The 23,684-nt window shown below is 39.3% G+C and carries 28 protein-coding genes and 1 riboswitch; of the genes, 27 read left to right on the forward strand and 1 reads right to left on the reverse strand.

Annotation, left to right across the window (positions count from 1 at the left end):
* The first annotated feature begins 97 nt into the window (after positions 1-97).
* The 22 genes from ACFW35_RS07920 to ACFW35_RS08025 all read left to right on the forward strand — a co-directional run bounded on the left by ACFW35_RS07920 (position 98) and on the right by ACFW35_RS08025 (position 18,716).
* The gene (locus ACFW35_RS07920) at positions 98-646 is read left to right on the forward strand and encodes an NUDIX hydrolase (protein WP_379834573.1); all 549 of its coding nucleotides are present in this window, start codon (positions 98-100) and stop codon (positions 644-646) included.
* 22 nt (positions 647-668) lie between these two features.
* Positions 669-1,835: an endonuclease Q family protein gene (locus ACFW35_RS07925; protein ID WP_379847429.1), complete on the forward strand. Its 1,167-nt coding sequence runs from the start codon at positions 669-671 to the stop codon at positions 1,833-1,835.
* Between the two features lie 70 nt (positions 1,836-1,905).
* Complete coding sequence (gene spoIIM, locus ACFW35_RS07930) at positions 1,906-2,544, forward strand: stage II sporulation protein M (protein WP_077363898.1); 639 nt, start codon at positions 1,906-1,908, stop codon at positions 2,542-2,544.
* Between the two features lie 117 nt (positions 2,545-2,661).
* Entirely contained in the window at positions 2,662-3,132 is a 471-nt protein-coding gene (locus ACFW35_RS07935) for a Fur family transcriptional regulator (RefSeq protein WP_379834570.1), read from the forward strand.
* Positions 3,133-3,292: 160 nt separating this feature from the next.
* Positions 3,293-3,520 carry a YqzK family protein gene (locus ACFW35_RS07940; RefSeq protein ID WP_379844914.1) on the forward strand — a complete coding sequence of 76 codons (228 nt, stop codon included), beginning with the start codon at positions 3,293-3,295 and terminating at the stop codon, positions 3,518-3,520.
* Between the two features lie 11 nt (positions 3,521-3,531).
* Positions 3,532-4,422 carry a site-specific tyrosine recombinase XerD gene (gene xerD / locus ACFW35_RS07945; RefSeq protein ID WP_379844916.1) on the forward strand — a complete coding sequence of 297 codons (891 nt, stop codon included), beginning with the start codon at positions 3,532-3,534 and terminating at the stop codon, positions 4,420-4,422.
* 113 nt (positions 4,423-4,535) lie between these two features.
* Positions 4,536-5,720 (forward strand): phosphopentomutase, encoded by a 1,185-nt coding sequence (gene deoB, locus ACFW35_RS07950; protein WP_379844917.1) that lies wholly within the window; start codon positions 4,536-4,538, stop codon positions 5,718-5,720.
* A 12-nt stretch (positions 5,721-5,732) separates the two neighbouring features.
* A complete protein-coding gene (locus ACFW35_RS07955; protein WP_379844919.1) occupies positions 5,733-6,545 on the forward strand; it encodes a purine-nucleoside phosphorylase in 813 nt (270 codons plus the stop codon).
* Between the two features lie 82 nt (positions 6,546-6,627).
* Positions 6,628-7,932 (forward strand): pyrimidine-nucleoside phosphorylase, encoded by a 1,305-nt coding sequence (locus ACFW35_RS07960; protein ID WP_379844920.1) that lies wholly within the window; start codon positions 6,628-6,630, stop codon positions 7,930-7,932.
* Positions 7,933-8,665: 733 nt separating this feature from the next.
* Complete coding sequence (locus ACFW35_RS07965; protein WP_379844922.1) at positions 8,666-9,832, forward strand: D-alanyl-D-alanine carboxypeptidase family protein; 1,167 nt, start codon at positions 8,666-8,668, stop codon at positions 9,830-9,832.
* A 114-nt stretch (positions 9,833-9,946) separates the two neighbouring features.
* Positions 9,947-10,297 carry an anti-sigma F factor antagonist gene (gene spoIIAA, locus ACFW35_RS07970; RefSeq protein WP_066290635.1) on the forward strand — a complete coding sequence of 117 codons (351 nt, stop codon included), beginning with the start codon at positions 9,947-9,949 and terminating at the stop codon, positions 10,295-10,297.
* 1 nt (position 10,298) lies between these two features.
* Positions 10,299-10,739 carry an anti-sigma F factor gene (gene spoIIAB / locus ACFW35_RS07975; protein WP_379844923.1) on the forward strand — a complete coding sequence of 147 codons (441 nt, stop codon included), beginning with the start codon at positions 10,299-10,301 and terminating at the stop codon, positions 10,737-10,739.
* 12 nt (positions 10,740-10,751) lie between these two features.
* Positions 10,752-11,510 carry an RNA polymerase sporulation sigma factor SigF gene (gene sigF / locus ACFW35_RS07980; protein ID WP_066290631.1) on the forward strand — a complete coding sequence of 253 codons (759 nt, stop codon included), beginning with the start codon at positions 10,752-10,754 and terminating at the stop codon, positions 11,508-11,510.
* 123 nt (positions 11,511-11,633) lie between these two features.
* Positions 11,634-12,254, forward strand: a complete 621-nt coding sequence (locus tag ACFW35_RS07985) for a stage V sporulation protein AA (protein ID WP_379844925.1) — start codon at positions 11,634-11,636, stop codon at positions 12,252-12,254.
* Positions 12,244-12,666 (forward strand): stage V sporulation protein AB, encoded by a 423-nt coding sequence (locus ACFW35_RS07990; RefSeq protein WP_379844926.1) that lies wholly within the window; start codon positions 12,244-12,246, stop codon positions 12,664-12,666. Before ACFW35_RS07985 ends, ACFW35_RS07990 begins: the two co-directional genes overlap by 11 nt.
* An 18-nt stretch (positions 12,667-12,684) precedes the next feature.
* Entirely contained in the window at positions 12,685-13,140 is a 456-nt protein-coding gene (gene spoVAC / locus ACFW35_RS07995) for a stage V sporulation protein AC (protein WP_379844928.1), read from the forward strand.
* A gap of 11 nt (positions 13,141-13,151) precedes the next feature.
* The gene (gene spoVAD / locus ACFW35_RS08000; protein ID WP_379844929.1) at positions 13,152-14,168 is read left to right on the forward strand and encodes a stage V sporulation protein AD; all 1,017 of its coding nucleotides are present in this window, start codon (positions 13,152-13,154) and stop codon (positions 14,166-14,168) included.
* Position 14,169: 1 nt separating this feature from the next.
* A complete protein-coding gene (gene spoVAE, locus ACFW35_RS08005; RefSeq protein ID WP_379844931.1) occupies positions 14,170-14,520 on the forward strand; it encodes a stage V sporulation protein AE in 351 nt (116 codons plus the stop codon).
* Positions 14,521-15,117: a stage V sporulation protein AE gene (locus ACFW35_RS08010; protein WP_379844932.1), complete on the forward strand. Its 597-nt coding sequence runs from the start codon at positions 14,521-14,523 to the stop codon at positions 15,115-15,117.
* Positions 15,083-16,555, forward strand: coding sequence for a spore germination protein (locus tag ACFW35_RS08015; protein ID WP_379844934.1), 1,473 nt, complete (start codon positions 15,083-15,085; stop codon positions 16,553-16,555). Before ACFW35_RS08010 ends, ACFW35_RS08015 begins: the two co-directional genes overlap by 35 nt.
* A gap of 65 nt (positions 16,556-16,620) precedes the next feature.
* A riboswitch (Lysine riboswitch) is annotated at positions 16,621-16,797 on the forward strand.
* 76 nt (positions 16,798-16,873) lie between these two features.
* On the forward strand, positions 16,874-18,214 hold the full coding sequence (gene lysA, locus ACFW35_RS08020; protein WP_379847431.1) for a diaminopimelate decarboxylase: 1,341 nt from the start codon (positions 16,874-16,876) through the stop codon (positions 18,212-18,214).
* Positions 18,215-18,281: 67 nt separating this feature from the next.
* Complete coding sequence (locus ACFW35_RS08025) at positions 18,282-18,716, forward strand: peptidylprolyl isomerase (protein ID WP_066290613.1); 435 nt, start codon at positions 18,282-18,284, stop codon at positions 18,714-18,716.
* A 108-nt stretch (positions 18,717-18,824) separates the two neighbouring features.
* Here the strand turns inward: ACFW35_RS08025 and ACFW35_RS08030 are convergent, their stop codons facing one another.
* Positions 18,825-19,337: a DUF309 domain-containing protein gene (locus ACFW35_RS08030; RefSeq protein ID WP_379844936.1), complete on the reverse strand. Its 513-nt coding sequence runs from the start codon at positions 19,335-19,337 to the stop codon at positions 18,825-18,827.
* A gap of 136 nt (positions 19,338-19,473) precedes the next feature.
* On the opposite strand from ACFW35_RS08030, the gene ACFW35_RS08035 reads away from it, so the two are divergent.
* The 5 genes from ACFW35_RS08035 to ACFW35_RS08055 all read left to right on the forward strand — a co-directional run bounded on the left by ACFW35_RS08035 (position 19,474) and on the right by ACFW35_RS08055 (position 23,628).
* The gene (locus tag ACFW35_RS08035; protein ID WP_379844937.1) at positions 19,474-20,217 is read left to right on the forward strand and encodes a segregation/condensation protein A; all 744 of its coding nucleotides are present in this window, start codon (positions 19,474-19,476) and stop codon (positions 20,215-20,217) included.
* Between the two features lie 6 nt (positions 20,218-20,223).
* On the forward strand, positions 20,224-20,817 hold the full coding sequence (gene scpB / locus ACFW35_RS08040) for an SMC-Scp complex subunit ScpB (RefSeq protein WP_379834545.1): 594 nt from the start codon (positions 20,224-20,226) through the stop codon (positions 20,815-20,817).
* Positions 20,818-20,830: 13 nt separating this feature from the next.
* Complete coding sequence (locus ACFW35_RS08045) at positions 20,831-21,190, forward strand: hypothetical protein (protein WP_379844939.1); 360 nt, start codon at positions 20,831-20,833, stop codon at positions 21,188-21,190.
* An 801-nt stretch (positions 21,191-21,991) separates the two neighbouring features.
* On the forward strand, positions 21,992-23,071 hold the full coding sequence (locus tag ACFW35_RS08050) for a type III polyketide synthase (protein WP_379844940.1): 1,080 nt from the start codon (positions 21,992-21,994) through the stop codon (positions 23,069-23,071).
* 2 nt (positions 23,072-23,073) lie between these two features.
* Positions 23,074-23,628, forward strand: coding sequence for an isoprenylcysteine carboxyl methyltransferase family protein (locus ACFW35_RS08055; protein ID WP_379844942.1), 555 nt, complete (start codon positions 23,074-23,076; stop codon positions 23,626-23,628).
* The last annotated feature ends 56 nt before the right edge of the window (positions 23,629-23,684 follow it).

Here is a 23,684-nt window from a genome sequence, read left to right on the forward strand (position 1 = left end):
TCTTACCCCCCCTTTTACTTGCTAGTAATGGAAGTATTCCAAAGTATGATAGACTTTATGTAGCGAAAGAAATAAATAGACCATTGGAGTGTGTAAAATGGAAAATTTGACAGAGAAAACGATAAGCAAAGAACAAATATATAATGGAAAGATTATAGATTTATATGTAGAAGAAGTAGAACTGCCTAACAAAAAGATCGGAAAACGTGAGATTGTTAAGCATCCAGGGGCTGTAGCTATACTGGCTGTTACAGATGAAGGGAAAATCCTCATGGTGGAACAATTTCGCAAACCTCTAGAGAAGACGATCATTGAGATTCCGGCAGGCAAGCTCGAAAAAGGGGAAGATCCGCTGGAATGTGCAAAACGGGAGCTGCTTGAAGAGACAGGGTACAGCTGCGAAAAAATGGAGTCGATCGGTTCTTTTTACACTTCACCAGGTTTTGCTGATGAGCTGATTCATTTATTTTTCACAGATTCATTAATAAATAAAGGTGCTCAGATGACAGACGAAGATGAATTCTTAAATGCTATGGAAATTAGTGTTGATGAAGCGAGACAAATGGTCAGAGACGAAAGAATTCATGATGCAAAAACCGCCTACGGTGTAATGTATATGGAGCTAGCTCGTGCAGCAGGCAGATAATCTTCATCCTTATTTTGCCGATATGCATATTCATATCGGCGCATCACGAACAGGAAGACCAGTTAAGATAACAGGTTCTCGAACATTAACACTTTCGAATATTTTATATGAAGCGAAATACAAAAAAGGTATGGATATCATCGGAATTATAGATTGTCATGCACCTGAAGTTTTAGATGAATTGAAAGAAATGAAGGAAAACGGTCAGTTAAATGAACACAAAGACGGTGGATTAGAAGTGGATGGACTCACTCTCATTCCCGGAACTGAAATTGAAATTAATGATGAAAACTGCCAAGGTCCACTTCATGTCTTAGTATATATGCCTGATCTGAATAAAATGGAAACATTGAGCAGATGGCTGGGTGCTCGGATGAAGAATATTAATTTGAGCTCACAGCGAATGTACGGGAGTGCAAAAGAGCTGCAAAATACAGTTCAGCAATTAGGAGGATTATTCATCCCCGCTCATATTTTCACTCCATTTAAGAGTTTGTACGGAAAAGGGGTTAAATCTTCTATCTATGAAGTTCTCGATCCAAATTTAATAGACGCTGTTGAGCTGGGACTAAGCTCAAACACAGAAATGGCATCACGGTTACATGAATTGTCGCCTTATCCGTTTTTATCAAACTCAGATGCTCATTCTTTAGAAAAGATTGCCCGCGAGTATCAGATGATTACTCTTGCTGTACCTACTTTTAAAGAATTTAAAATGGCTTTAGAAGGAAAAGAAGGAAGGGGAATCATCGCTAACTACGGGTTAAATCCTTACCTGGGCAAGTATTATAACTCAGTATGTGAAAAATGTTTGGATACTTTCGATTATAAAAACATGAATACTTGCCGGAAATGCGGCAGCAGCAAGTTTATAAAAGGAGTTCATGACAGAATCCAAGAGCTAAAAAGCGATTCAGAACAAAATTCAGTAAACCGCCCTCCATATGTACACCAAATACCATTGGAGTTCATACCAGGTCTTGGTCCAAAAACTCTGCTTAAATTACGTGAAGCATTCGGTACAGATATGGATATTATTCATGCTGCACCTGCTGAGCAGTTAAAAAAAATCATAAAACCATCACTTGCAGACCACATCCTTTCTGCGCGTTCTGGAGAACTTTCCATCCAGATGGGCGGAGGGGGAACATACGGCAAGGTAGTAACGGGTAAACCTATCAATTCATAAAAAAGAGACATACCTCTTCTGCTGATTCATAGAATAGAAATAAGAGTTTTGGTAGAGGAGGCAAGACCACATGGATAATCTTCGTTACTATATGCATCAGCACTTGCAGGAAAATAAAACGCTGTACGCTTTTGTTGGCGTTTTATTTTTAATGGGAGTAATATTTGGAGCAATCATCGTTAATTCCTTAAGCCTTAATCAAAAACAAGATCTTTATACGTATTTATCCCGTTTTTTTATTCAGGCATCAGAAGGCGGGTTTACTAGCAGATCGGATATGTTCTTTCAAAGTTTTGGACATTATTTAAAATATATGGGGCTTATGTGGCTGCTAGGTTTATCAGTTATCGGGCTGCCAGTCATTTTGATCATGTTATTTTTAAAAGGTGTAGTAATCGGGTTCACTGTAGGATTCCTAGTTAATCAGATGGGCTGGTATGGTTTTTTATTATCTTTTGTTTCGGTGCTTCCGCAAAATGTGCTTTTAATCCCTGCTTTTATTATCGTTTCAGTAGCTGCGATTTCTTTTTCTATTAAAATGATCCGCCAGCTCGCTTTCAAGAGACATCATGTTCCGTTTTTGCCGCAGTTGCTGCGTTATTCCTTGCTGGTAGCAGGGGTTGGCATCATGGTATTCTTAGCTTCAACTCTAGAAGCGTTTTTCACGCCGGCCTTAATGGAACAAGTCATAAAGTGGTCGATACAATAGGAAATAATAATTGTTTTTTAAGAATAAGTTTAAATCGTTAATTAAAATGACTTTAAATTGACAACTTTTTTTTCCATGCTTATAATTGTCTTGTGTATACATAAGGAGGAAACGGGTATGGAAAGCAGAATCGACCGTATCAAAAAACAGCTGCATTCACAAAGTTATAAGCTGACTCCACAGCGTGAGGCGACCGTGAGAGTCCTCCTCGAAAATGAAGAAGATCATTTAAGTGCGGAAGACGTCTATTTACTCGTCAAAGAAAAAGCGCCAGAGATTGGTCTTGCAACAGTCTACCGTACACTGGAACTTTTAACAGAACTTAAAGTAGTAGATAAAATAAACTTTGGTGACGGTGTTTCCCGTTATGATCTTAGAACGGAAGGTGCCGATCACTTTCATCACCATTTGGTGTGTATTGAGTGTGGAGCTGTTGATGAAATACAAGAAGACCTTCTTGGCGATGTGGAAAAAGTTGTTGAAGAGGGCTGGAATTTTAAAATTAAAGATCATAGGCTGACATTTCATGGTATTTGTCACAGATGTCACCCAGATGATAATAATGAAGGTGAAGGAAGCGGAGAGTAGCGCTTCCTTTTTTATCATTATTTATTACTTTTCTAATGGAAAGAAATATTTACAAAAGTTTATGAATCAGGTAACGTATGAGGTGTAGTTTTAACTTTTACGTATAATATGGGACCATGTGGGCATAACCTGTACTATTAGAGGGACAGGGGTGGACACGATGGTTTCCTGGATGAAAATCGTCTGGAATACGGCGAAAGTATTTTTAGCCTTTTCTTTATGCACGCTGGTTTTCTATTTTGGTTTGCTTTGGATTAACCAGGAATATGAAAATTATCATAAATATGACGTACCTAAAGGGAAAGCGGTTAAAGTTTTCAATTTAAGTACGGATAAAGATTCGAATATCATAAAACGGCTTTTTTATTTCTATCAGACGGGTGAATAAGGAGGGGTATAGTGAACGATCATGTTCAGGATTTTCTTCAATATATTATTGTTGAACGAGCCCTTTCAAAAAATACGATAGACTCTTACAGAAGAGACTTGAATCAATATGTTCTTTTTTTAGAAAAAGTGGAATCAATAGAAACAATTGATCAGATTGAACGCAATAATATTATGGGGTATCTTTTATTTTTAAAAGAAAATGGTAAGGCTTCCACAACGTTAGCACGCAACATCGCATCCATACGTTCATTCCATCAGTTTTTGTTCAGAGAGAAGGTTTCGCTTCAAGATCCTTCTGTACATATTGAAACACCAAAAACAGAAAGAAAACTGCCAAAAGTACTGTCTCCACAAGAAGTTGAGGCATTGCTCGAAACACCAGCTTCGAACGATCCTTTCTCGCAAAGAGATAAAGCAATGCTCGAACTTCTATACGCTACAGGTATTCGGGTATCTGAATTAGTCCAGTTAAACATAAGTGATATCCACCTTAATATGGGGTTCATACGCTGTATGGGTAAAGGCAGCAAGGAGAGAATAATTCCGCTCGGAAAAATGGCTCAATCAGCAATAGAACGATATATTAATAGCGGCCGATCGGAGATGTTAAAAGGCAAGAAAACGGAAGCACTGCTTCTTAACCACCATGGTAATCGATTATCCAGGCAAGGCTTTTGGAAAATATTGAAACAGTTAGCTAAAAAGGCTAGAATAGAAAAGGATTTGACGCCGCACACTCTTCGTCATTCTTTCGCAACACATCTCTTAGAGAATGGTGCAGATTTGCGTGCAGTACAAGAAATGCTTGGCCACGCTGACATTTCAACCACACAGATTTATACCCATGTCACTAAAACCAGATTAAAAGATGTTTACTCCGCCTTTCATCCGAGGGCGTGAGCATCTTTTTTGTTTTGTGTTGTCAGACTTCCGACATCATGGATAATTTGTTTGTTGTACGCTTTAAAAGGAAATAGTAAATAGAGTGTAGTTAAGAATTTCAGGAGGAAAAAATGGAACAATCTCGTTTTAAACGCACATTTTTAATCGTAATGGATTCTGTAGGTATTGGTGAAGCACCTGATGCTGACAAATTTGGTGATAAAGGAGCTCATACGCTAGGTCATATCGCAGAACATATGAATGGACTGAAGGTGCCAAATTTAGAAAAATTGGGTCTTGGAAATATTGATACAACAATGAAAGGTATTGAAAAAACAGAAAACCCGCTTGCACATTTTGCAAAACTTCCTGAACTATCTAATGGAAAAGATACTATGACAGGACACTGGGAAATCATGGGTCTTCACATTCAGGAACCATTTCAAACGTTTCCTGAAGGATTCCCTGATGAGTTAATAAACCAATTGACTGAAAAGTGGGGAAGAGGCATTCTAGGAAACAAAGCTGCTTCAGGAACAGAGATTATTACTGAGCTTGGAGAAGAACATATGAACACTGGAAAACTAATCGTTTATACATCTGCTGATTCAGTTTTACAGATTGCAGCTCACGAAGATATTGTTCCGATTGAAGAGTTATATGAAATCTGCGAAACAGCGAGAGAAATGACACGCGAAGGCAAATATATGCTTGGACGAATCATCGCTCGTCCTTTTACAGGGAACCCAGGTGCGTTTGAAAGAACGGCAAACCGCCACGATTATGCATTAAAACCATTTGGCAGAACTGTAATGAACGAACTTCAAGACAGCGGCTTTGACAGCATCGCTTTAGGTAAGATCTCAGATATCTTTGATGGTGAGGGTGTAACAAAAGCAATCCGTACGAAATCAAATATGGATGGGATGGACAAGCTGGTTCAATCAATGGAAGAAGATTTCACAGGTCTTAATTTCTTGAACCTGGTAGATTTTGACGCACTGTACGGCCACAGAAGAGATCCGAAGGGATATGGTGAAGCGCTTCAAGAGTTTGACTCTCGACTGCCTGAAGTCCTGAATAAATTAAAAGATGATGATCTTCTCCTTATTACAGCTGATCATGGAAACGATCCAGTTCATCATGGGACTGATCATACACGTGAATATGTGCCTTTATTGGTCTATCACAATGGAATAAAAAAAGGAAAAGAATTGAATATAGGAAATACATTTGCAGATATAGGAGCAACAATCGCAGAAAATTATAATGTGAAAAAACCAGAGATAGGAAAAAGCTTTTTAAGCCAGCTTTAAGGGGGAAAAGACATGTCAACTAAATTACAAACATCAGCCGAGTTTATTCAATCAAAATTAGATTCCTCACCTAAAATCGGATTGATTTTAGGATCGGGATTAGGAATTTTAGCCGAAGAAATCAAAAATCCTGTTGTAATTCCCTACTCAGAAATTCCTGAGTTCCCTGTTTCAACAGTTGAAGGACATGCAGGCCAGCTTGTGATTGGTGAGCTTGCAGGAAAACAAGTAGTAGCCATGCAGGGACGGTTTCACTATTATGAAGGATATTCTATGGAAAAAGTTACGTTTCCTGTCCGTGTAATGAAGCTGATCGGTGTAGAAACAATCGTTGTCACGAATGCTGCAGGCGGAGTGAACAAAGACTTCGAAGCTGGCGACCTTATGCTTATTACTGATCATATCAACAACATGGGAGATAACCCTTTAATAGGAGCAAACGATAATTCATTTGGCGTTCGTTTTCCTGATATGAGTGAAGCATATGCGAAATCATTGCAGGACGTTGCTAGGAAAGTATCAAAAGAACTTAGCATCAAACTGAAAGAAGGAGTTTACGTAGGTAATACAGGCCCTTCATATGAAACACCAGCAGAAGTTAGAATGCTTCGTGTTCTAGGTGCAGATGCAGTTGGAATGTCTACAGTTCCTGAAGTGATCATCGCTCGCCATGCGGGAATGAAGGTACTCGGAATCTCTTGTATCTCGAATATGGCAGCTGGAATTTTAGATCAGCCGCTTACTCACGACGAAGTAATGGAAACAACAGAGATGGTAAAAGCTAATTTCCTTTCTTTAGTTAAAGGAATTGTAAAAGAAATTTAAGTAATCAAACAAAACTAAATTTATACAGCTGGTAAAACAATTCGTATCAGATGTATCGTAATAAGAAAGTGGTGTTTTTTACATGAGAATGGTTGATTTAATACAAAAAAAACGTGATGGAAAAGAACTGACGAAAGTTGAGATCGATCATATTATTCAAAATTATACGAAGGGCGAAATTCCTGATTATCAAATGTCAGCTTTCGCAATGGCTGTATATTTTAAAGATATGACAACTGAAGAACGTGCTAACTTCACAATGGCTATGGTGGAGTCTGGAGATCAGATTAACCTTTCTGCTATTGAAGGCATTAAAGTAGATAAGCACTCTACTGGCGGTGTTGGCGATACTACAACACTTGTACTTGCTCCATTAGTTGCAGCTCTCGGTGTGCCGGTTGCGAAGATGTCAGGCCGCGGGTTAGGTCATACTGGAGGTACGATCGATAAGCTGGAAGCTGTTCCAGGGTTTCACGTAGAGATCGACAATGAACAGTTTATTGAATTAGTTAATAAAAACAAACTGGCTGTTATAGGTCAGAGCGGAAATCTTACACCGGCTGATAAAAAGCTGTACGGTTTGCGAGATGTAACTGCAACTGTAAATTCAATCCCGTTGATTGCGAGTTCGATCATGAGTAAGAAGATCGCAGCTGGTGCAGATGCGATTGTACTTGATGTTAAAACAGGTGCAGGTGCGTTCATGAAAACACCTGAAGAAGCTGAAGAACTTGCGAATGCAATGGTTAAGATCGGAAATGCTGTAGGCAGAAACACAATGGCTGTTATTTCAGACATGAGCCAGCCGCTTGGACTTGCAATCGGTAATGCGCTTGAAATCAAGGAAGCGATTGATACCCTTAACGGCAAGGGCCCTAAAGATCTTGAAGAGCTTTGCTTAACATTAGGTTCTCATATGGTTTACTTGGCTAAAAAAGCAAGCTCACTTGATGAAGCACGAGAAATGTTAAAAGACGCGATCTCTTCTGGAAAAGCGCTCGAAACATTAAAAGTTTTCTTGAAAGCTCAAGGAGGCGACGATTCAGTTGTTGATAATCCTGAAAACCTCCCTCAAGCCGCACATACATTTGAGTTAACTGCAGATGAGGACGGATATGTGTCTGAGATAATTGCAGATGAAATTGGAACAGCAGCGATGATCTTAGGTGCTGGAAGAGCAACGAAAGAATCGGAAATCGACTTGGCAGTAGGATTAATGCTGAACAAAAAAGTTGGAGACCAAGTTTCTAAAGGTGATTCTCTTGTAACCATCTACAGCAACACTGAAAATGTTGAAGATGTTAAAAATAGAATCCGCAGCGCCTATACAATTTCGAAAAACGCTGTTGATGCACCACCTTTAATTTATAAAGAAATAAAACAATAATTATAGAAAAAAGAGGCTGACTCATAGGATCAAACCTTTGAGTTCCGGCCTCTTTTTTTTCTTTGGAAGTGGTTGATTTCCGCTCCAGGATGCTCGCTTTCCGCTATAGGAGTCTCAATGAAACCTGTGTGCTCCTGCGTCTACAAGCAACTCCTAACGAAGTGAGTTTCCTCGTCGCATGCCTTACGAGGAAAAATACTCAAGTAGCTGGCACGCTAATCCCGCAGGACAAGTAAGGCTTCGGCAGCGTTACATCGCACGAAGAAAATTGATTTTTATTTTCGAGGAGTCTCGCACCTTGCGCTCCAATCAACTTGTCATTGAAGGTCCTTCGCAAAAACGAATCAAAAGCAACATTCTTTAAGAAATAGCTTTTTTATGAAGATTAAATACTTATATAAATCTTAAGTGTGTTCTTGAGGAGTACACATAAGAGCTTTGTCCTCATCCTAATACTTTTAATCATCTCCATTACCGCCATCCGGTAGAATCGCACGTTATATAGAAAAATCCTACGTTATTTAGATAAATCACACGTTAGATTTAAAAATCGCACGTTATTTTAAATACATAGAACTTTCGACAAGAGTGAGACGCAATGTACCTTTATTGATTACTCCGCGCATAGTTACACTTTCAAAAACAAAACTTTTCTTATCTATTATACATGGCAAATACGGTATAAAGTGAAAAATTATGGAAAAAATAAAGCTATATGAATGGAGGGAAAAGTATGAAAGCCTTGATTTCAGGTTTATTGAGTTTGTGTCTGTTAGCGTCATTTTCCGTTCCAAAAGTGGAAGCTGCAGAAAAAGAAAAAGTAAAACTAGCTGTAAAAAGTCATTCTGCTATTTTAATGGAACAAGACAGTGGAAGTGTATTATATGAAAAGAACAGCCACGAAAAGCTTCCGCCAGCAAGTATGACTAAAATTATGACGCTAATTTTAGTAATGGAAGCGATTGACAAAGGCAAGATCGGCTGGAGCGATAAAATTCGTGTAAGTGAGTATGCTGCAAGCATGGGCGGATCGCAAATATTCCTGGAACCTGGAGAAGAAATGCGAGTAGAAGATATGGTTAAAGGAATTGCTATTGGAAGTGCCAACGACGCATCCGTTGCAATGGCAGAACATATTGCAGGATCTGCAGATTCATTCGTAAGTTTGATGAACGATAAAGCAAAGAATTTAGGATTAAAAGATACCTTCTTTAAGAATGCTACAGGTCTTCCGGCAGCCGGTCATTATACATCTGCACATGATATGGCGATCATGGGGAAAGAGCTTCTTAAACATGAAGAAGTAACTAAATTCACTGGACTATATGAAGATTATTTACGTGAAGATACAGACAAGAAGTTCTGGCTTGTAAACACAAACCGACTTGTTAAGTTTTATCCTGGTGTGGATGGATTAAAAACTGGATTTACAAATGAGGCGAAATATTGTTTGACAGCCACAGCGAATAAAAATGGGATGAGAGTTATAGCTGTTGTAATGGGAGCACCGACTCCGAAAGAAAGAAACGCACAGGTTACTTCCATGCTCGATTATGCATTTACTCAATTCTCAACAAAGAAATTATTCGATCGTCATGAAATCGTGAAAGAAGTAAAAGTACAAAAAGCGGACAAACCAAAACTACCAGTCGTAACTTCTGAGAATATATCTCTTTTATTGAAAAAAGGAGAAGCTGCTAAAAAGATAAAAACAGAGGTCACTGTTGATAAAGATTTAAAAATGCCTGTTAAAAAAGGGCAGCAGATTGGCTCTTTAAAGATATGGAACGGCAAAGACCTCATTACAGAAAGCCCAGTATTGGCTTCGGAAACGATAAAGAAAGCTTCCTGGTGGAAATTATTTAAACGTACAGCAGGACAAATGTCAAAATCCTTATAAATCATAGTTATTCTTGACTTTTATAGGCGAATTCCCACTAGTTTTGTCATCAGTGAAGGAATTCGTCTATTTTTATAGAAAATCACGTTATCCAAAAAAGAAGGAGAGGATAGCGTGGGATTAGCTGTCAATCTGGAACTTAAACACACTGTTTTGTGTATCCGCTTAGACGGAGAACTTGATCACCATACAGCAGACTTGCTTAGATCACAAGTGGAAGATTACTTGAAAAAGCATACCGTAAATCACATCATTCTAAATTTAGAAGGTTTAAGCTTTATGGATAGCTCTGGTCTTGGTGTTATTTTAGGCCGTTATAAACAAATAAAGAATCAGGATGGAGAAATGGTAGTATGCGCTATTTCGCCTGCTGTAAAAAGACTTTTTGAAATGTCAGGCTTATTTAAAATAATCAGGCTTGAAGAAGATGAAGAGCTTGCACTGCAGGCTTTGGGGGTGGCTTAATATGAGAAATGAAATGAAGATTCAGTTTTCAGCATTAAGTCAGAATGAATCCTTTGCCCGTGTAACTGTTGCAGCATTTATTGCCCAAGTCGATCCTACTGTGGACGAATTAACTGAAATTAAAACAGTTGTATCTGAAGCTGTTACAAATGCAATTATTCATGGTTATGAAAATAAAGCTACGGGCATGGTTTACATTGAAGCAGTGATTGAAGAGGATACTATCCACCTTACGATACGTGACGAAGGTTTGGGGATTCCTGATCTTGATCAGGCGCGACAGCCTCTATATACTTCTAAACCAGAGCTGGAACGCTCAGGAATGGGCTTTACAATTATGGAGAATTTTATGGACGAAGTTGAAGTCATCTCAGAACCGTCGTACGGAACTACGATTCACTTGACAAAATACTTAACCAAAAATAAAGCTATGTGTAATTAAGGGAGTATGCCTATGGATGTCGAAGTGAAAGGCAGCAAAAGCGAACCGTTTCTTAAGGATGAAGAGATAAAATTATTGATTAAACAAAGTCAGGAAGGAGATCAGCACGCACGCGATACGATTGTTGAAAAAAACATGCGGCTTGTCTGGTCAGTGGTTCAGCGCTTTTTAAACAGAGGTTATGAGGCAGATGACCTTTTCCAAATCGGCAGTATTGGTTTGTTAAAATCAGTGGATAAATTTGATCTGTCATACGATGTAAGATTCTCGACCTACGCTGTTCCGATGATCATCGGCGAGATCCAGCGTTTTATACGTGACGACGGAACAGTAAAAGTAAGCCGCTCTCTAAAAGAGACTGGCAACAAGGTTCGGAAGGCTAAAGACGAGTTATCTAAATCACTTGGACGGACACCGACGATTAATGAAGTCGCTCAATATCTAGAGGTAGCGGTGGAAGATGTTATTATGGCACAGGACGCTGTAAGAGCACCTCAATCGATACATGAGACTGTTTATGAAAATGATGGTGATCCAATAACTCTTTTAGACCAAATTTCAGATCATGCAGAGAGTAAATGGTTTGATAAAATTGCCTTAAAGGATATTATGGACAAGCTGGATGAGCGGGAGCGTTTAATCGTGTATTTACGCTATTTTAAAGACCAGACCCAATCAGAAGTAGCTGAACGGCTTGCTATCTCGCAAGTTCAAGTATCTAGGCTCGAAAAGAAAATATTGCTATTTATGAAAAACCAGATGGAGACTTAATAAGTCTTGTCTGGTTTTTTATTTTTAGTGGTAGTTTTTGGATGTTTTCTATTGCTAAGCATGATTAGAAAAGCCAAATCGCATACTAAACACAAATGCGCTGAAGAAAAGAGGCGAAGTAAGTTGGATAAAGTAATATACCTTCGTATGCGGCAACGCGTTCAAGTCCTTCAGCATCAGAAAGTAACAATTGGCGATGTCGCGCAAATCGTCGCATCAGATGAAAACGAAAGGAAGATTAAAGAATATATAATCCATGAAGTAACTCCAGAAGACAAGCATTTAATCGTTATCGATGTAATGAGGGTGATAGGTACGATTCAAAAAAATAATCCAGACATCGATGTTCAGACGATCGGACCTGCCCAGTCCATCTTGGAAATCCAGATGAAACAAAAGACATTAGCTCCTGTATATTTTGTACTCGTGTGGCTTCTCCTCTTTACGGGTTCGGCTCTTGCTATCATGAATTTTCATGAAGATGTCAGCATGCAGCTTGTTCACCAGAAAATTTATTACATGATTACAGGGCATTATAAAGAGCAGCCGCTGCTGCTGCAGGTTCCTTATTCATTTGGCCTGGGGCTCGGAATGATTCTATTTTTTAATCATTTGTTTCGAAAAAGGCTTAATGAAGAACCAAGTCCGCTCGAAGTAGAAATGTTCAATTACCAGCAAGACCTCGATCAATATGTAATCGTCCATGAAAATAAAGAAACAGAGAAGAAAATCAATGACAATTAAAGTTTTGCTTATGGCGTTTATTGGATTTGGCGGAGGAATAACTGTAGGTTCAGGCCTCGTTGCATTGATAACGGTTCTGGGGATTGTACCAAGACTGATGCAGCTTTCAAAAACATACCGCTTTATAAGAAGTTACGAGATAAGCATAATTCTTGGTGCCGTTTTAGGCGGATGGCTGAACTTGAGAAATGCTTCCTTCTCATTTTCGCCGCTTATTCTTGCACCGGTTGGATTGTTTGCTGGTATTTTTGTAGGAATGCTTGCCGCTGCATTAACAGAAGTATTAAATGTTTTGCCGATTTTAGCGAAACGAGTGGGCTTTGGGGAAAAAATCATCATTATATTAATGGCTATTGTTTTTGGAAAAATTACGGGGTCCTTGTTTCATTGGATCTATTATATCAACCATTAAGAAGTGGAGTGAAACAACATGGCAACAAAAGAGGAACAACAAGCTTATGCTGAAAAAATTAAACCGATACAACCTAAACCACCATATGTAATCAATTGTTTAAAAGCATTTTTTGTTGGCGGCTTAATCTGTGTGATCGGTCAAGGGATACAAAATTTTTATATGACGTTCTTTAACTTTTCACAAGAAACTGCAGGTAATCCAACTGTAGCAACGCTCATTTTAATCGCTGCTCTTCTGACGGGTCTTGGTGTATATGATAAGATCGGTCAGTTTGCTGGAGCTGGATCTATAGTGCCAGTAACCGGTTTTGCCAACGCTGTAACGAGTGCTGCTCTGGAACATAAAAGCGAAGGGCTAGTATTGGGAGTCGCAACAAATCTGTTTAAACTGGCCGGAGCCGTTATTGTTTTTGGAGCGGTTGCCGCTTACGTTTTTGGAATGATCAGATATATATTTCAGCATGTGATGTGAGGAGTGAGCTTATGAATTTATTAGGCAGACAAACATGGAAATTCGCAAACAGCATCTATTTGAACGCTACTGGTACTGCCGTAGGTCCTATGGAAAGTGAAGGTCCTCTCGGCAGCTATTTTGATAAAACTTATAACAATCTTCATTGCGGACAAAAAAATTGGGAGCTGGCTGAAAGGCAGCTGATGGAAGATGCAATTGATTTCTGTTTAAAGAAGTCAAAGCTTAACCCTGAAGACATTAATTTTTTGCTTGCAGGAGATCTTTTAAATCAGATAGTATCCTCGAATTACACAGCCAGAGGAAATGGTATTCCTTTTTTAGGGGTATTTGGAGCTTGTTCAACTTCGATGGAATCTCTTGCATTGGGAGCCGCCTTGGTAGATGGCGGTTATGCAAACCGGGTTATTGCTGCGGTCAGTTCACATAATGCAACTGCTGAGAGGCAGTTTAGATATCCAACTGAATATGGTGGGCAAAAACCAGATACAGCTACATTTACCGTAACTGGAGCAGGTGCAGCGCTCGTAAGCAAAGAGGTATCAGACATAAAGATTACATCAGCTACTGTCGGAAAAGTTGTAGATATGGGTATTAAAGACCCTTTTGATATGGGCTCAGCTATGGCTCCTGCAGCCGCTGATACGATTGCAGCACATTTTAAAGAAATGAATGTCTCACCTGATGAGTACGATCTTATCGCTACGGGAGATTTGTCAGGTGTCGGAGCTCCAATAGTAAAAATGCTTCTTAAAGAACAAGGATATGACATTTCTGATAATCACCGTGACTGCGGCTTAATGGTCTACCGTTCAGATCAGCAAGTGTTTGCCGGGGGAAGCGGTTGTGCATGTTCGGCAGTCGTAACTTATGGCTTTATCCTGGATGAAATACGAAAAGGGAACTTAAAGAAGGTGATGATGGTCGCTACAGGTGCACTGTTAAATCCTGTGATGGTCCAGCAAAAAGAAACAATTCCAACTGTCGCTCATGCAGTAGTTTTAGAGCGGGCGGAAGGAGGTATGTAAGATGGAATTTCTATGGGCCTTTATTGTAGGGGGAGCAATCTGTGTAGTGGGTCAATTAATGATGGACATTTTAAAATTGACACCTGCCCATGTTACAACATCATTTGTTGTAATTGGAGCTTTACTGGATGCTTTCGGAATTTATGACAACCTCATTAAATTTGCAGGAGCAGGAGCTACTGTTCCAATTACCAGCTTCGGACACTCATTGCTGCACGGAGCAATGGCAGCAGCTGATGAACATGGATTTATCGGTATAGCAATGGGGATTTTCGAGTTAACTTCTGCAGGGATATCATCTGCTATTCTTTTTGGGTTTTTAGTTGCAGTTTTCTTCGAACCAAAGGGGTGATTGAGGGTGAAAAAACGGGTTATTTTCATAACAGATGGAGATTTTTATGCGCTTCGGGTTGTTGAACATGCTGCCAAAATAATTGGCGGACGCTGTATTTCACAGTCTTGGGGAAATCCGACCAAAAAAAGCGGTGAAGAACTTGTTAAAATGATCCGTAAAACCCCTCATGACCCTGTGCTTGTAATGTTTGATGATTGTGGCTTTAAAGGTGAAGGTCCTGGTGAACAGGCTATGAGAATTATTCATCAGCAAGAGGATTTTGATGTTATCGGTGCGGTAGCAGTCGCATCTAAAACACATTTTGCAGAATGGACAAAGGTTCATTGTTCCATGGATAGATATGGTGAACTCACTGAGTTTGGGATTGATAAAAGCGGAGTGCCTGATTTGGAAACTGGAAGAATCAATGGGGATACGGTCTATATATTAGACGAACTGAATCTTCCTTTTGTAATCGGAGTAGGTGATATTGGAAAGATGGCTGGGTTCGATTCAGTTGAAAAAGGAGCCCCAATAACCTTAAAAGCAATCAATCTCATTCTAGAAAGGAGCGAATCTCATGGCAAACACAAAGAACAAAACACCGATCAGTAAAAATATAGAAGAGAATGAAAAGTTCTTAAAAGACCGCCTTGGCATCGGTATAAGTTTTGATGTAGGTGTCCGAAAAATATTTGTACTCAAAAAAGAGCTACAGCTATATTATTGTACCGGTCTTTGTGACAGTGAATTTATCATTATGCTGTATCGCGAGCTTATGGACATGGACCATGGCCACAGATCTCCAGGGAAAGTAAAAGATCTTGTACATAATCACCTTGCTCATCAGCAGGTTGAGCTTACAAAATCACTAGATGAAGCGGTAGACCGTATGCTTTCAGGATTGATCGTCATTTTTCTTGATGGTGAGGAAGAAGCGTTTATAGTAGACGTGAGAAGCTATCCGGGAAGGTCACCAGAAGAACCGGATATTGAAAAAGTTGTAAGGGGAGCTCGTGACGGCTATACAGAAAACATCATTATTAATACAGCTCTTACGAGAAGAAGAATACGGGATGAAAGACTTAGACATGAAATTCTGCAAGTAGGCGAACGATCAAAGACGGATATCTGCATTTCATATATCCAGGATGTTGCTGACCCTGGTCTGGTAGATCTTATCAGAAAAGAACTAAGTAAAATTGAAATAGATGGGATTCCCATGGCGGATAAGACCATTGAAGAGTTTATCGTAAAGCAAGGCTGGAACCCGTTTCCACTCGTACGGTATACAGAAAGACCAGATGTTGCCGCGCAGCATTTAATGGAAGGGCATGTATTAATCATCACGGATACTACACCAAGTGTAATGATCACACCGACTACACTTTTTCATCACGTCCAGCACGCAGAAGAATATCGGCAAACACCATTTATCGGTGCCTTCTTAAGATGGATTCGTTTTAGCGGGATAATCATGTCCGTTTTTTTGGTGCCGATGTGGCTTTTATTTTCAATGCAACAACAGCTGCTGCCTGACTTTATAGACTTTATTGGACCTAATAAAACAACGAATATTCCATTGTTCCTGCAAATTTTGTTTGCTGAAATTGGGATTGATATTTTAAGGCTGGCCGCCATTCATACTCCAAGCTCACTTTCAACGGCAATGGGGCTGATTGCTGCAATTCTGATCGGTCAAATTGCGATAGATGTTGGTTTGTTTGTTCCTGAGGTTATGTTGTACGTGGCCATAGCAGCAATTGGTGGATTCTCGACCCCAAGTTATGAACTTAGTGTAGCGAATAAAGTAGTCAGACTTGTTCTTATAGTATTAGTTGTACTGTTTAAGGTCCCAGGCTACATGATTGGAGTAACGTTGTTTATTCTTTACTTAAGCACCATAAAAAATTTAAACACGCCATATCTCTGGCCGTTCATACCATTTAATCCAAAAGCGTTTTTGCAGATTCTTGTACGGGTTGCCGTGCCGCTGTCAAAAGTGCGTCCTAGCATCGTACATCCGCAGAATAGAAAAAAGCAGCCAAACTAATGTATCTGTCCCTTGTGGATTAACAAAAATTGTGTTAAATTCATAACTAATTCAATATATGCCTCATTTGAGGTAGAGGCGCAAAACGAATAAGTAGCATATGGAGTTCATGGAAGACGATGAAATATGTCGAAAGGTCAATTTGCCGAAGTGTAAAAGGAGATCCATTTCTTTTTATGCTGGGCCGCTGCTGAACAAGCAGCGGACTGTCACTACAACAGTAGTGGAGAGCTATTCCGACATGAGGGCACGGTCATGACAGCCTGCCTTAATTGCGGCTGTCTTTTTATTATTGTCGGGATTGAATTCTTCATCATCATGGAGAGGAGATTAATTGTGAATTTACATGGCACAGCTAAAATCGGAGAAAATAATCATCTTTGGATAGGCGGAGCAGATACGGTGAAACTTGCTAAAAAGTATGGCACACCGCTTTATATATATGATGTTGCTTTAATAAGAACTAGAGCGAGAGGATTTAAGAAAGCATTTGAAGAAAAGGGTGTTGGATATCAGGTAGCATACGCCAGCAAAGCATTTTCATCGATCGCGATCATTCAGCTTATGGATCAAGAAGGGTTAAGTTTGGATGTTGTTTCCGGCGGGGAACTTTATACAGCACTCCAAGCAGAATTTCCTGCAGAACGTATCCATTTTCATGGAAACAACAAGAGTGTTGAGGAATTAGAGTTCGCACTTACAGCAGGAGTAGGGTGTATTGTAGTAGACAATTTTTATGAAATAAATCTGTTAAAGATGCTTTGCAGAAAACTGAATAAGAAAGTGAAGATCTTATTGCGTCTTACACCTGGTATTGAAGCACATACCCATGATTACATCATAACCGGTCAGGAAGATTCTAAATTTGGTTTTGACTTAGGAAGCGGGCAAGCAGATAAGGCGTTGCAAGTAGTCCTTGAGTCTGAGTTTTTCGAGGTGCTCGGCATACATTGTCACATAGGTTCTCAAATCTTTGAAACTGAAGGTTTTACTTTAGCAATTGATAAGCTGTTTAGCCACTTTAAGATTTGGGAAGAGAGCTATCAATATTTTCCTCGCGTCGTGAATCTAGGCGGAGGCTTTGGTATTCAATATACTTCTGATGACACACCTCTTGAGCCAGAACAGTATGTAATGGCAATGATTGATGAAGTCAATCGTAAAATGGCTCAATTCGAAGAAAAACCAATGCCTGAATTATGGATTGAACCCGGGAGATCACTCGTTGGAGATGCTGGGACAACGATCTATTCGATCGGTTCTCAAAAAGAGATTGAAGGTGTAAGACATTATGTGTCTGTTGATGGCGGTATGACAGATAATATTCGTCCAGCTCTTTATCAAGCAAAATATGACGCATATACAGCAAACAAGATGAACGATAAGCCTGCCCAAACAGTATCAATTGCAGGAAAGTGCTGTGAGAGCGGAGATATGCTCATTTGGGATTTGGAGCTGCCTGAAGTGACGGATCAAGATTATCTTGCTGTATCTTGTACAGGAGCGTATGGATACAGTATGGCAAACAATTATAACCGAATACAGCGTCCAGCAGTTGTTTTTGTAGAAAATGGTGAAAAACAGCTTGTTGTTAAGCGAGAAACGTACGAAGACTTAGTCAGACAGGATGTGCCCCTAAAATCAAAGGTTTTTGTGTAAATTAGTTTACGGGGATGTCATTTCACCGTACAATGGTATGTGAATGAAACATAAGGAGGCCAATTTAATGAAAAAAGGTTCAATCGAATTCGAAAATGGCGAAAAAATATTATTTGATCTATATCAAGAAGAAGCACCTGGAACTGTAGAAAACTTTGAAAAGCTTGCAAACGAAGGATTTTATAATGGAGTAACATTCCACCGTGTAATTCCTGGTTTCGTAGCACAAGGCGGAGATCCGACTGGAACTGGTGCAGGCGGTCCTGGTTACTCAATTCCTTGTGAAACAGAAGGTAATCCTCACAAACATGTAGCAGGATCTCTATCAATGGCTCACGCTGGCCGTGATACTGGTGGAAGCCAGTTCTTTATTGTACACGAGCCTCAGCCGCATCTGAATGGCGTACACACAGTTTTCGGACAAGTTACTGAAGGAATGGACACTGTTTTGCGCATTAAGCAAGGCGATGTAATGAAAGAAGTTAAAGTTTGGGAAGAGTAATATTGAGCGGCCCCGGGTATCCGGGGCTTTTTTTATTGTAGTTTGATAAGCTGAACGCATAAAAATCCCCTGTCATGGATTCGGTTGACAGGGGATTTAGATTTTTTATTAAAGAATTCTGTTCTTTTGCAATTTCTGCTTTTCTCTTTCCTCGATAACAGGTGTTCGGTCTCTTAATCTATGTTTATGAATAATAGTCTCGTCTCGAACAAGTTTTGATTTCCATGCCTTCCCGGTTTTTTCGGCTTCTAATATGCATGTTTTTTTCAATGACGGTGTTAATGGGAGTAAAAAAGGCTTAAATTCTTTTTGCTGAACAATCTCATTTTTCCTATTCTCCAGCAATTCAAAGAGAGTGTCAGGTTCCAGACCAAGTGAATGAAGTGCAGCTTTTTCGCTTTGAAGTTTTTGAATTCCGCTTGTTATCATTCTTTTTGCACCGTTCATATTAAGGCGTCTCTGGTGGTAGAGAGCTACAGCGATCTGGATGAGCCCCGGCCAAAGGTTTCCTTTCATTCCTTCGTTCTTCCAATGCTCCTCGAGTACTTCATGGCACTCAAAATAGTCTTGTTCAGTATGAAAAAAGATTAGATAATCAATCCAAGCTTTCGGATAATTCAACTTGTGCCCACACCCCTTTACTTTTTCGCATTTAGTTTACCATAGGCCTATGACTAATAAAAATACAGCTTTTGTATGTTGAAAATATGATATAATTTTATAATACAAAAAACGTTGATAAAACTGGGGAAATGTTATGAAATATAGTGTGAAGCTTGATGGATTTGAAGGTCCGCTTGATTTGCTGCTTCATTTAATTCAAACATACGAAGTAGATATTTATGATATACCTGTAGCAATAATTACAGAGCAATACTTGCAATATATACATACGATGAAAGAGCTTAAACTGGATGTTGCCAGTGAATATTTAGTCATGGCTGCAACTTTGCTTGCGATAAAAAGCAAGATGCTTTTGCCGAAGCACGAGGATGATTTTCTTGATCATCAGTTGGAATTAGACGTGGAAGAAGATCCGAGAGACGAACTTGTGAGAAGGTTAATTGAATACCGGAAATATAAGTTTGCAGCAGATGAATTAAAAGAAAGAGAAGCTGCAAGAAGCTTAGTTTATACTAGAGAACCGCTCGATTTAAGTCAGTTCGAAAAAGAGGAAACAGCTCAGCAGGTAACAAATGTAACGCTCTATGATATGCTGCAGGCAATGCAGAAGGTCTTTCAGGAAAAAGTGACTCGGTCACCAAGACAAACAACGATAGAACGCCAGGAAATGCCGATTGAAACCAGAATGGACCAGATTAAACAATCACTCCTATCTGTTGGAGGCAAAAGACGTTTTACCGATCTTTTTGATAAAAGCTCAAAAGAGCATGTGGTAGTTACGTTTCTGGCCATTTTGGAATTAATGAAAGTAAAAAGTATTAACTGTGAGCAGCAAGACCATTTTAGTGAAATTTATATTACCATGATAGAGGAGTAAAAGGATTTGGAACGAAATGAAATAAAAGCGGTTATTGAAGGTTTGCTCTTTGTCAGCGGAGATGAAGGCATCGACCGAAAACAAATTGCACAAGTTCTTGAAAAAGACAGCAAGGAAATAGATGAGATTATTAATGAGCTGAAAGAAAGCTACCTTTCACCTGACAGAGGTATGACCATCGTTGAATACGCAGGATCACTTCAGTTCGTAACGAAACCAGATCATGCAGTTTTTTACGAGCGTCTTGTTGAAACCCCTGGTCACTCTACTCTTTCACAAGCGGCTCTCGAAACTTTAGCAATCATTGCCTATAGACAGCCCATTACGAGATCTGAGATCGAAGAAGTCAGAGGAGTGAAGACAGAAAAGCCTCTTCAAACTTTGTCTGCAAAAGGGCTTGTAAAAGAGGTCGGAAGGGCAGAAGGAACTGGGAGAGCTATTTTGTACGGCACTACCAAAGCATTTTTAGATCATTTCGGCCTTCAGACGATTAAAGAACTGCCTCCGCTCCCGGAGAACATTCAAGAGGAGAGCGTGGAACAGGAAGCAGACCTATTCTTTTCAAAGTTTCAGGAATCTATATCTTTTGAAGATAACTAAGGGGGAAGCTGTTTTGCTGATTCATCATATTGATGGTATTGAATTAGAAAAAGAAAAACCGAATACATCAGAGGATTTCTTTAACCGTTCAGAAGCAGCCTACGAAATAAATGGTGAAAAACATACCTTTCATCTTCTCTATGTGCGTTACTTTGAAGAAAAACTTGAAGATGAATTAAGTCAGCATGATTTCTGGAAGCAGCATCTTCAAAAATATAAACTCCGTGAAATAGCAGCATTAGCAGCACTCAGCAAAAATGATTCATATTTGAAAAGAAAACGAGTTTATATTAACGAATATGAAGACTTTAAGAGTCTATTTATGAATCCTGATGAAAAAACATTAACCAATCTTCTACAACCATTTGAATAATTATTTTAAACAGCCAAGTCTTTGGCTGTTTTTTTATTTGGCTTATTTCTAAAGGCTGTTTTCGCTTTTAGAAATAAAAAAAGAAAACATCAAAATGGAGAAAATGGCCTTTCTTAAAGAAGCCTTATTATTCAGGGTTGCTTTTGTTAGTAGATGATTTCCTCTTCAGGATGCTCGCTTTCCACAGGGCGTGCGTTGAGCCTCCTGCCGCTTTGCGCCATTAGGAGTCTCCACCTGACCACTCGTCCCGAAGGAGTCTCACCTTGCGCTTCAATCATTTGCATAGGAAGAAAAAAAGAAAACATCAAAAAGCAGAAAAGAGCCTTTTTAAAAGAAGCCTTCGTATATAAGGTTGCTTTTGATAGTAGATGATTTCCGCTCCAGGATGCTTGCTTTCCACGGGGCGTGCGGTAAGCCCTCCTGCGGCTTATGCCTTTAGCAGATTCTATTGTTTCAAGGGATTGGTGCACCAAAAAGTATGTAAGAAATTCTACATTGAATAGTTAATTGGAGCGGAAGGGCGAGACTCCTCGAAAATGAAAATCACCGTTTCATCGTGCGATATATCGGTGCCGGAGCCTTCCTTGTCCTGCAGCATGAGTGGGACAGCTGAGACCGTTCGATGCGTCGAATGGGCTCACCGCACACCCTGCAAAAAGCGAGTCCTGTAACGGAAATTAACCACTTACAAAAGCAGCAAAGTTTACGAAAACAGCCTTTTATTTCTTACTTGTTCTGTTTTAAATAGAGGGTTAAGGGTAAATTAACAAATAAGTAAACGAGTCGAAGGAGAGAAATCTTTTGCCCAGAATAGCAGCAGTCGAAACCGTTAATCCCCCTCACAAACTATCGCAAAAAGAAACGATGGAATTTGCAAGAAACTTATTTCAAAATGCATTTTCAGATATTGAACGTTTATTAAAAGTTTTTCAGAATGGTGAGATTTCATCAAGATATTTTGTAATGCCGATTGAATGGTTTAAAGAAAAGAGAAGTTTTCAGGAAAAAAATGATTTATACATAGACTTTGCTACGAATCTTGGAGCAGAATGCATCCATAAATGCATGGGCCCATCAGACAGTCCTATAATCCCTTATGAAAATATTGACGCAATCTTTTTTATTTCCAGTTCCGGGATATCCACTCCTAGTATAGAAGCCAGAATCATGAATATGCTGCCGTTTTCCTCTCATACGAAACGAATACCTATATGGGGCTTAGGATGTGCAGGTGGTGCATCAGGCTTTTCGAGAGCTTTTGATTATTGTAAAGCATATCCGAAGTCAAACGTGCTCGTATTGAGTGTTGAATTATGCAGCTTGACGTTCCAGCATGAGGATTTTTCTAAAAGCAATCTTGTAGGAACCTCCTTATTTGCAGATGGGGTTGCATGCGCACTTATATGCGGAGATGAATCAGATGGTGCTAAATCAGCAGAATTAAAGCCTTATATTTTAGATACAATGTCCACATTAAAGCCTCATTCAGAGGATGTAATGGGATGGGAGGTAAAAGATACAGGTCTTTATGTTGTCTTTTCACGTGATATACCTAATGTGATACGAACTTGGCTTAAACCGAATGTTGATGAGTTTCTAAACCGAAATCATTTAACCGGAGAACAGATCAAAAATTTTATTGCACATCCCGGAGGCAAGAAAGTTCTTCAGGCATATGTAGATGCTCTTGGCCTGCCTCTTTCCAAAACTGATATTTCACGAGATGTGCTTATGTCAAACGGCAACATGTCTTCTGCTACTGTCTTTTATGTTTTGAAACAATTTATGGACATAAAACAAAATGAAGGTGATTTAGGAATTATGGCAGCACTTGGCCCTGGTTTCTCATCAGAGCTTTTGTTAGTCGAATGGAGGAAATAACGGTGAATTGGTTTCTCATTTTTTGGACTTTTTTAATAATCCAGAGACTTGCAGAAGTGAAAATCGCCAGAAAGAATGAAGAAACTCTCCGATCCAAGGGGGCTGTTGAGGCAGGGAGCAGCCATTATAAATGGATGGTAACTATGCATGCCTCATTTTTTCTTTTTCTATTTGCTGAAGTAATGTTCTTCGGTGCTTTTTCTCCTTCATGGTGGATGATTCCGTTTGTATTGTTTTTAATTGCACAAATAATTCGGGTGTGGGCGATCACCTCTTTAGGAGTTTTCTGGAATACAAAAATCATTCTGCTTCCAGGTGCTGAAGTTGTGGCTAAAGGACCGTACCGTTTTATAAGACATCCTAATTACTTAGTCGTAGCATTGGAACTTTTAGTAATTCCTCTTATTTATGGCGCTTATGTTACCGCATTTCTTTTTACAATATTAAATATCTTGATGCTCCGTGTAAGAATACCAGCAGAAGAAAAAGCATTAATGGAACTTACTGATTATGAAAATAGACACGGTGAAAAACAACGTTTCTTTCCTAGTCAATAAAAGAGCGGAAGTAAATCCCATTCATAACCTGTCCTTGTTTGCATAAACTTTTACAA

This window comes from Fictibacillus sp. NPDC058756, from assembly GCF_042746035.1.
Taxonomy (GTDB): Bacteria; Bacillota; Bacilli; order Bacillales; family Fictibacillaceae; genus Fictibacillus.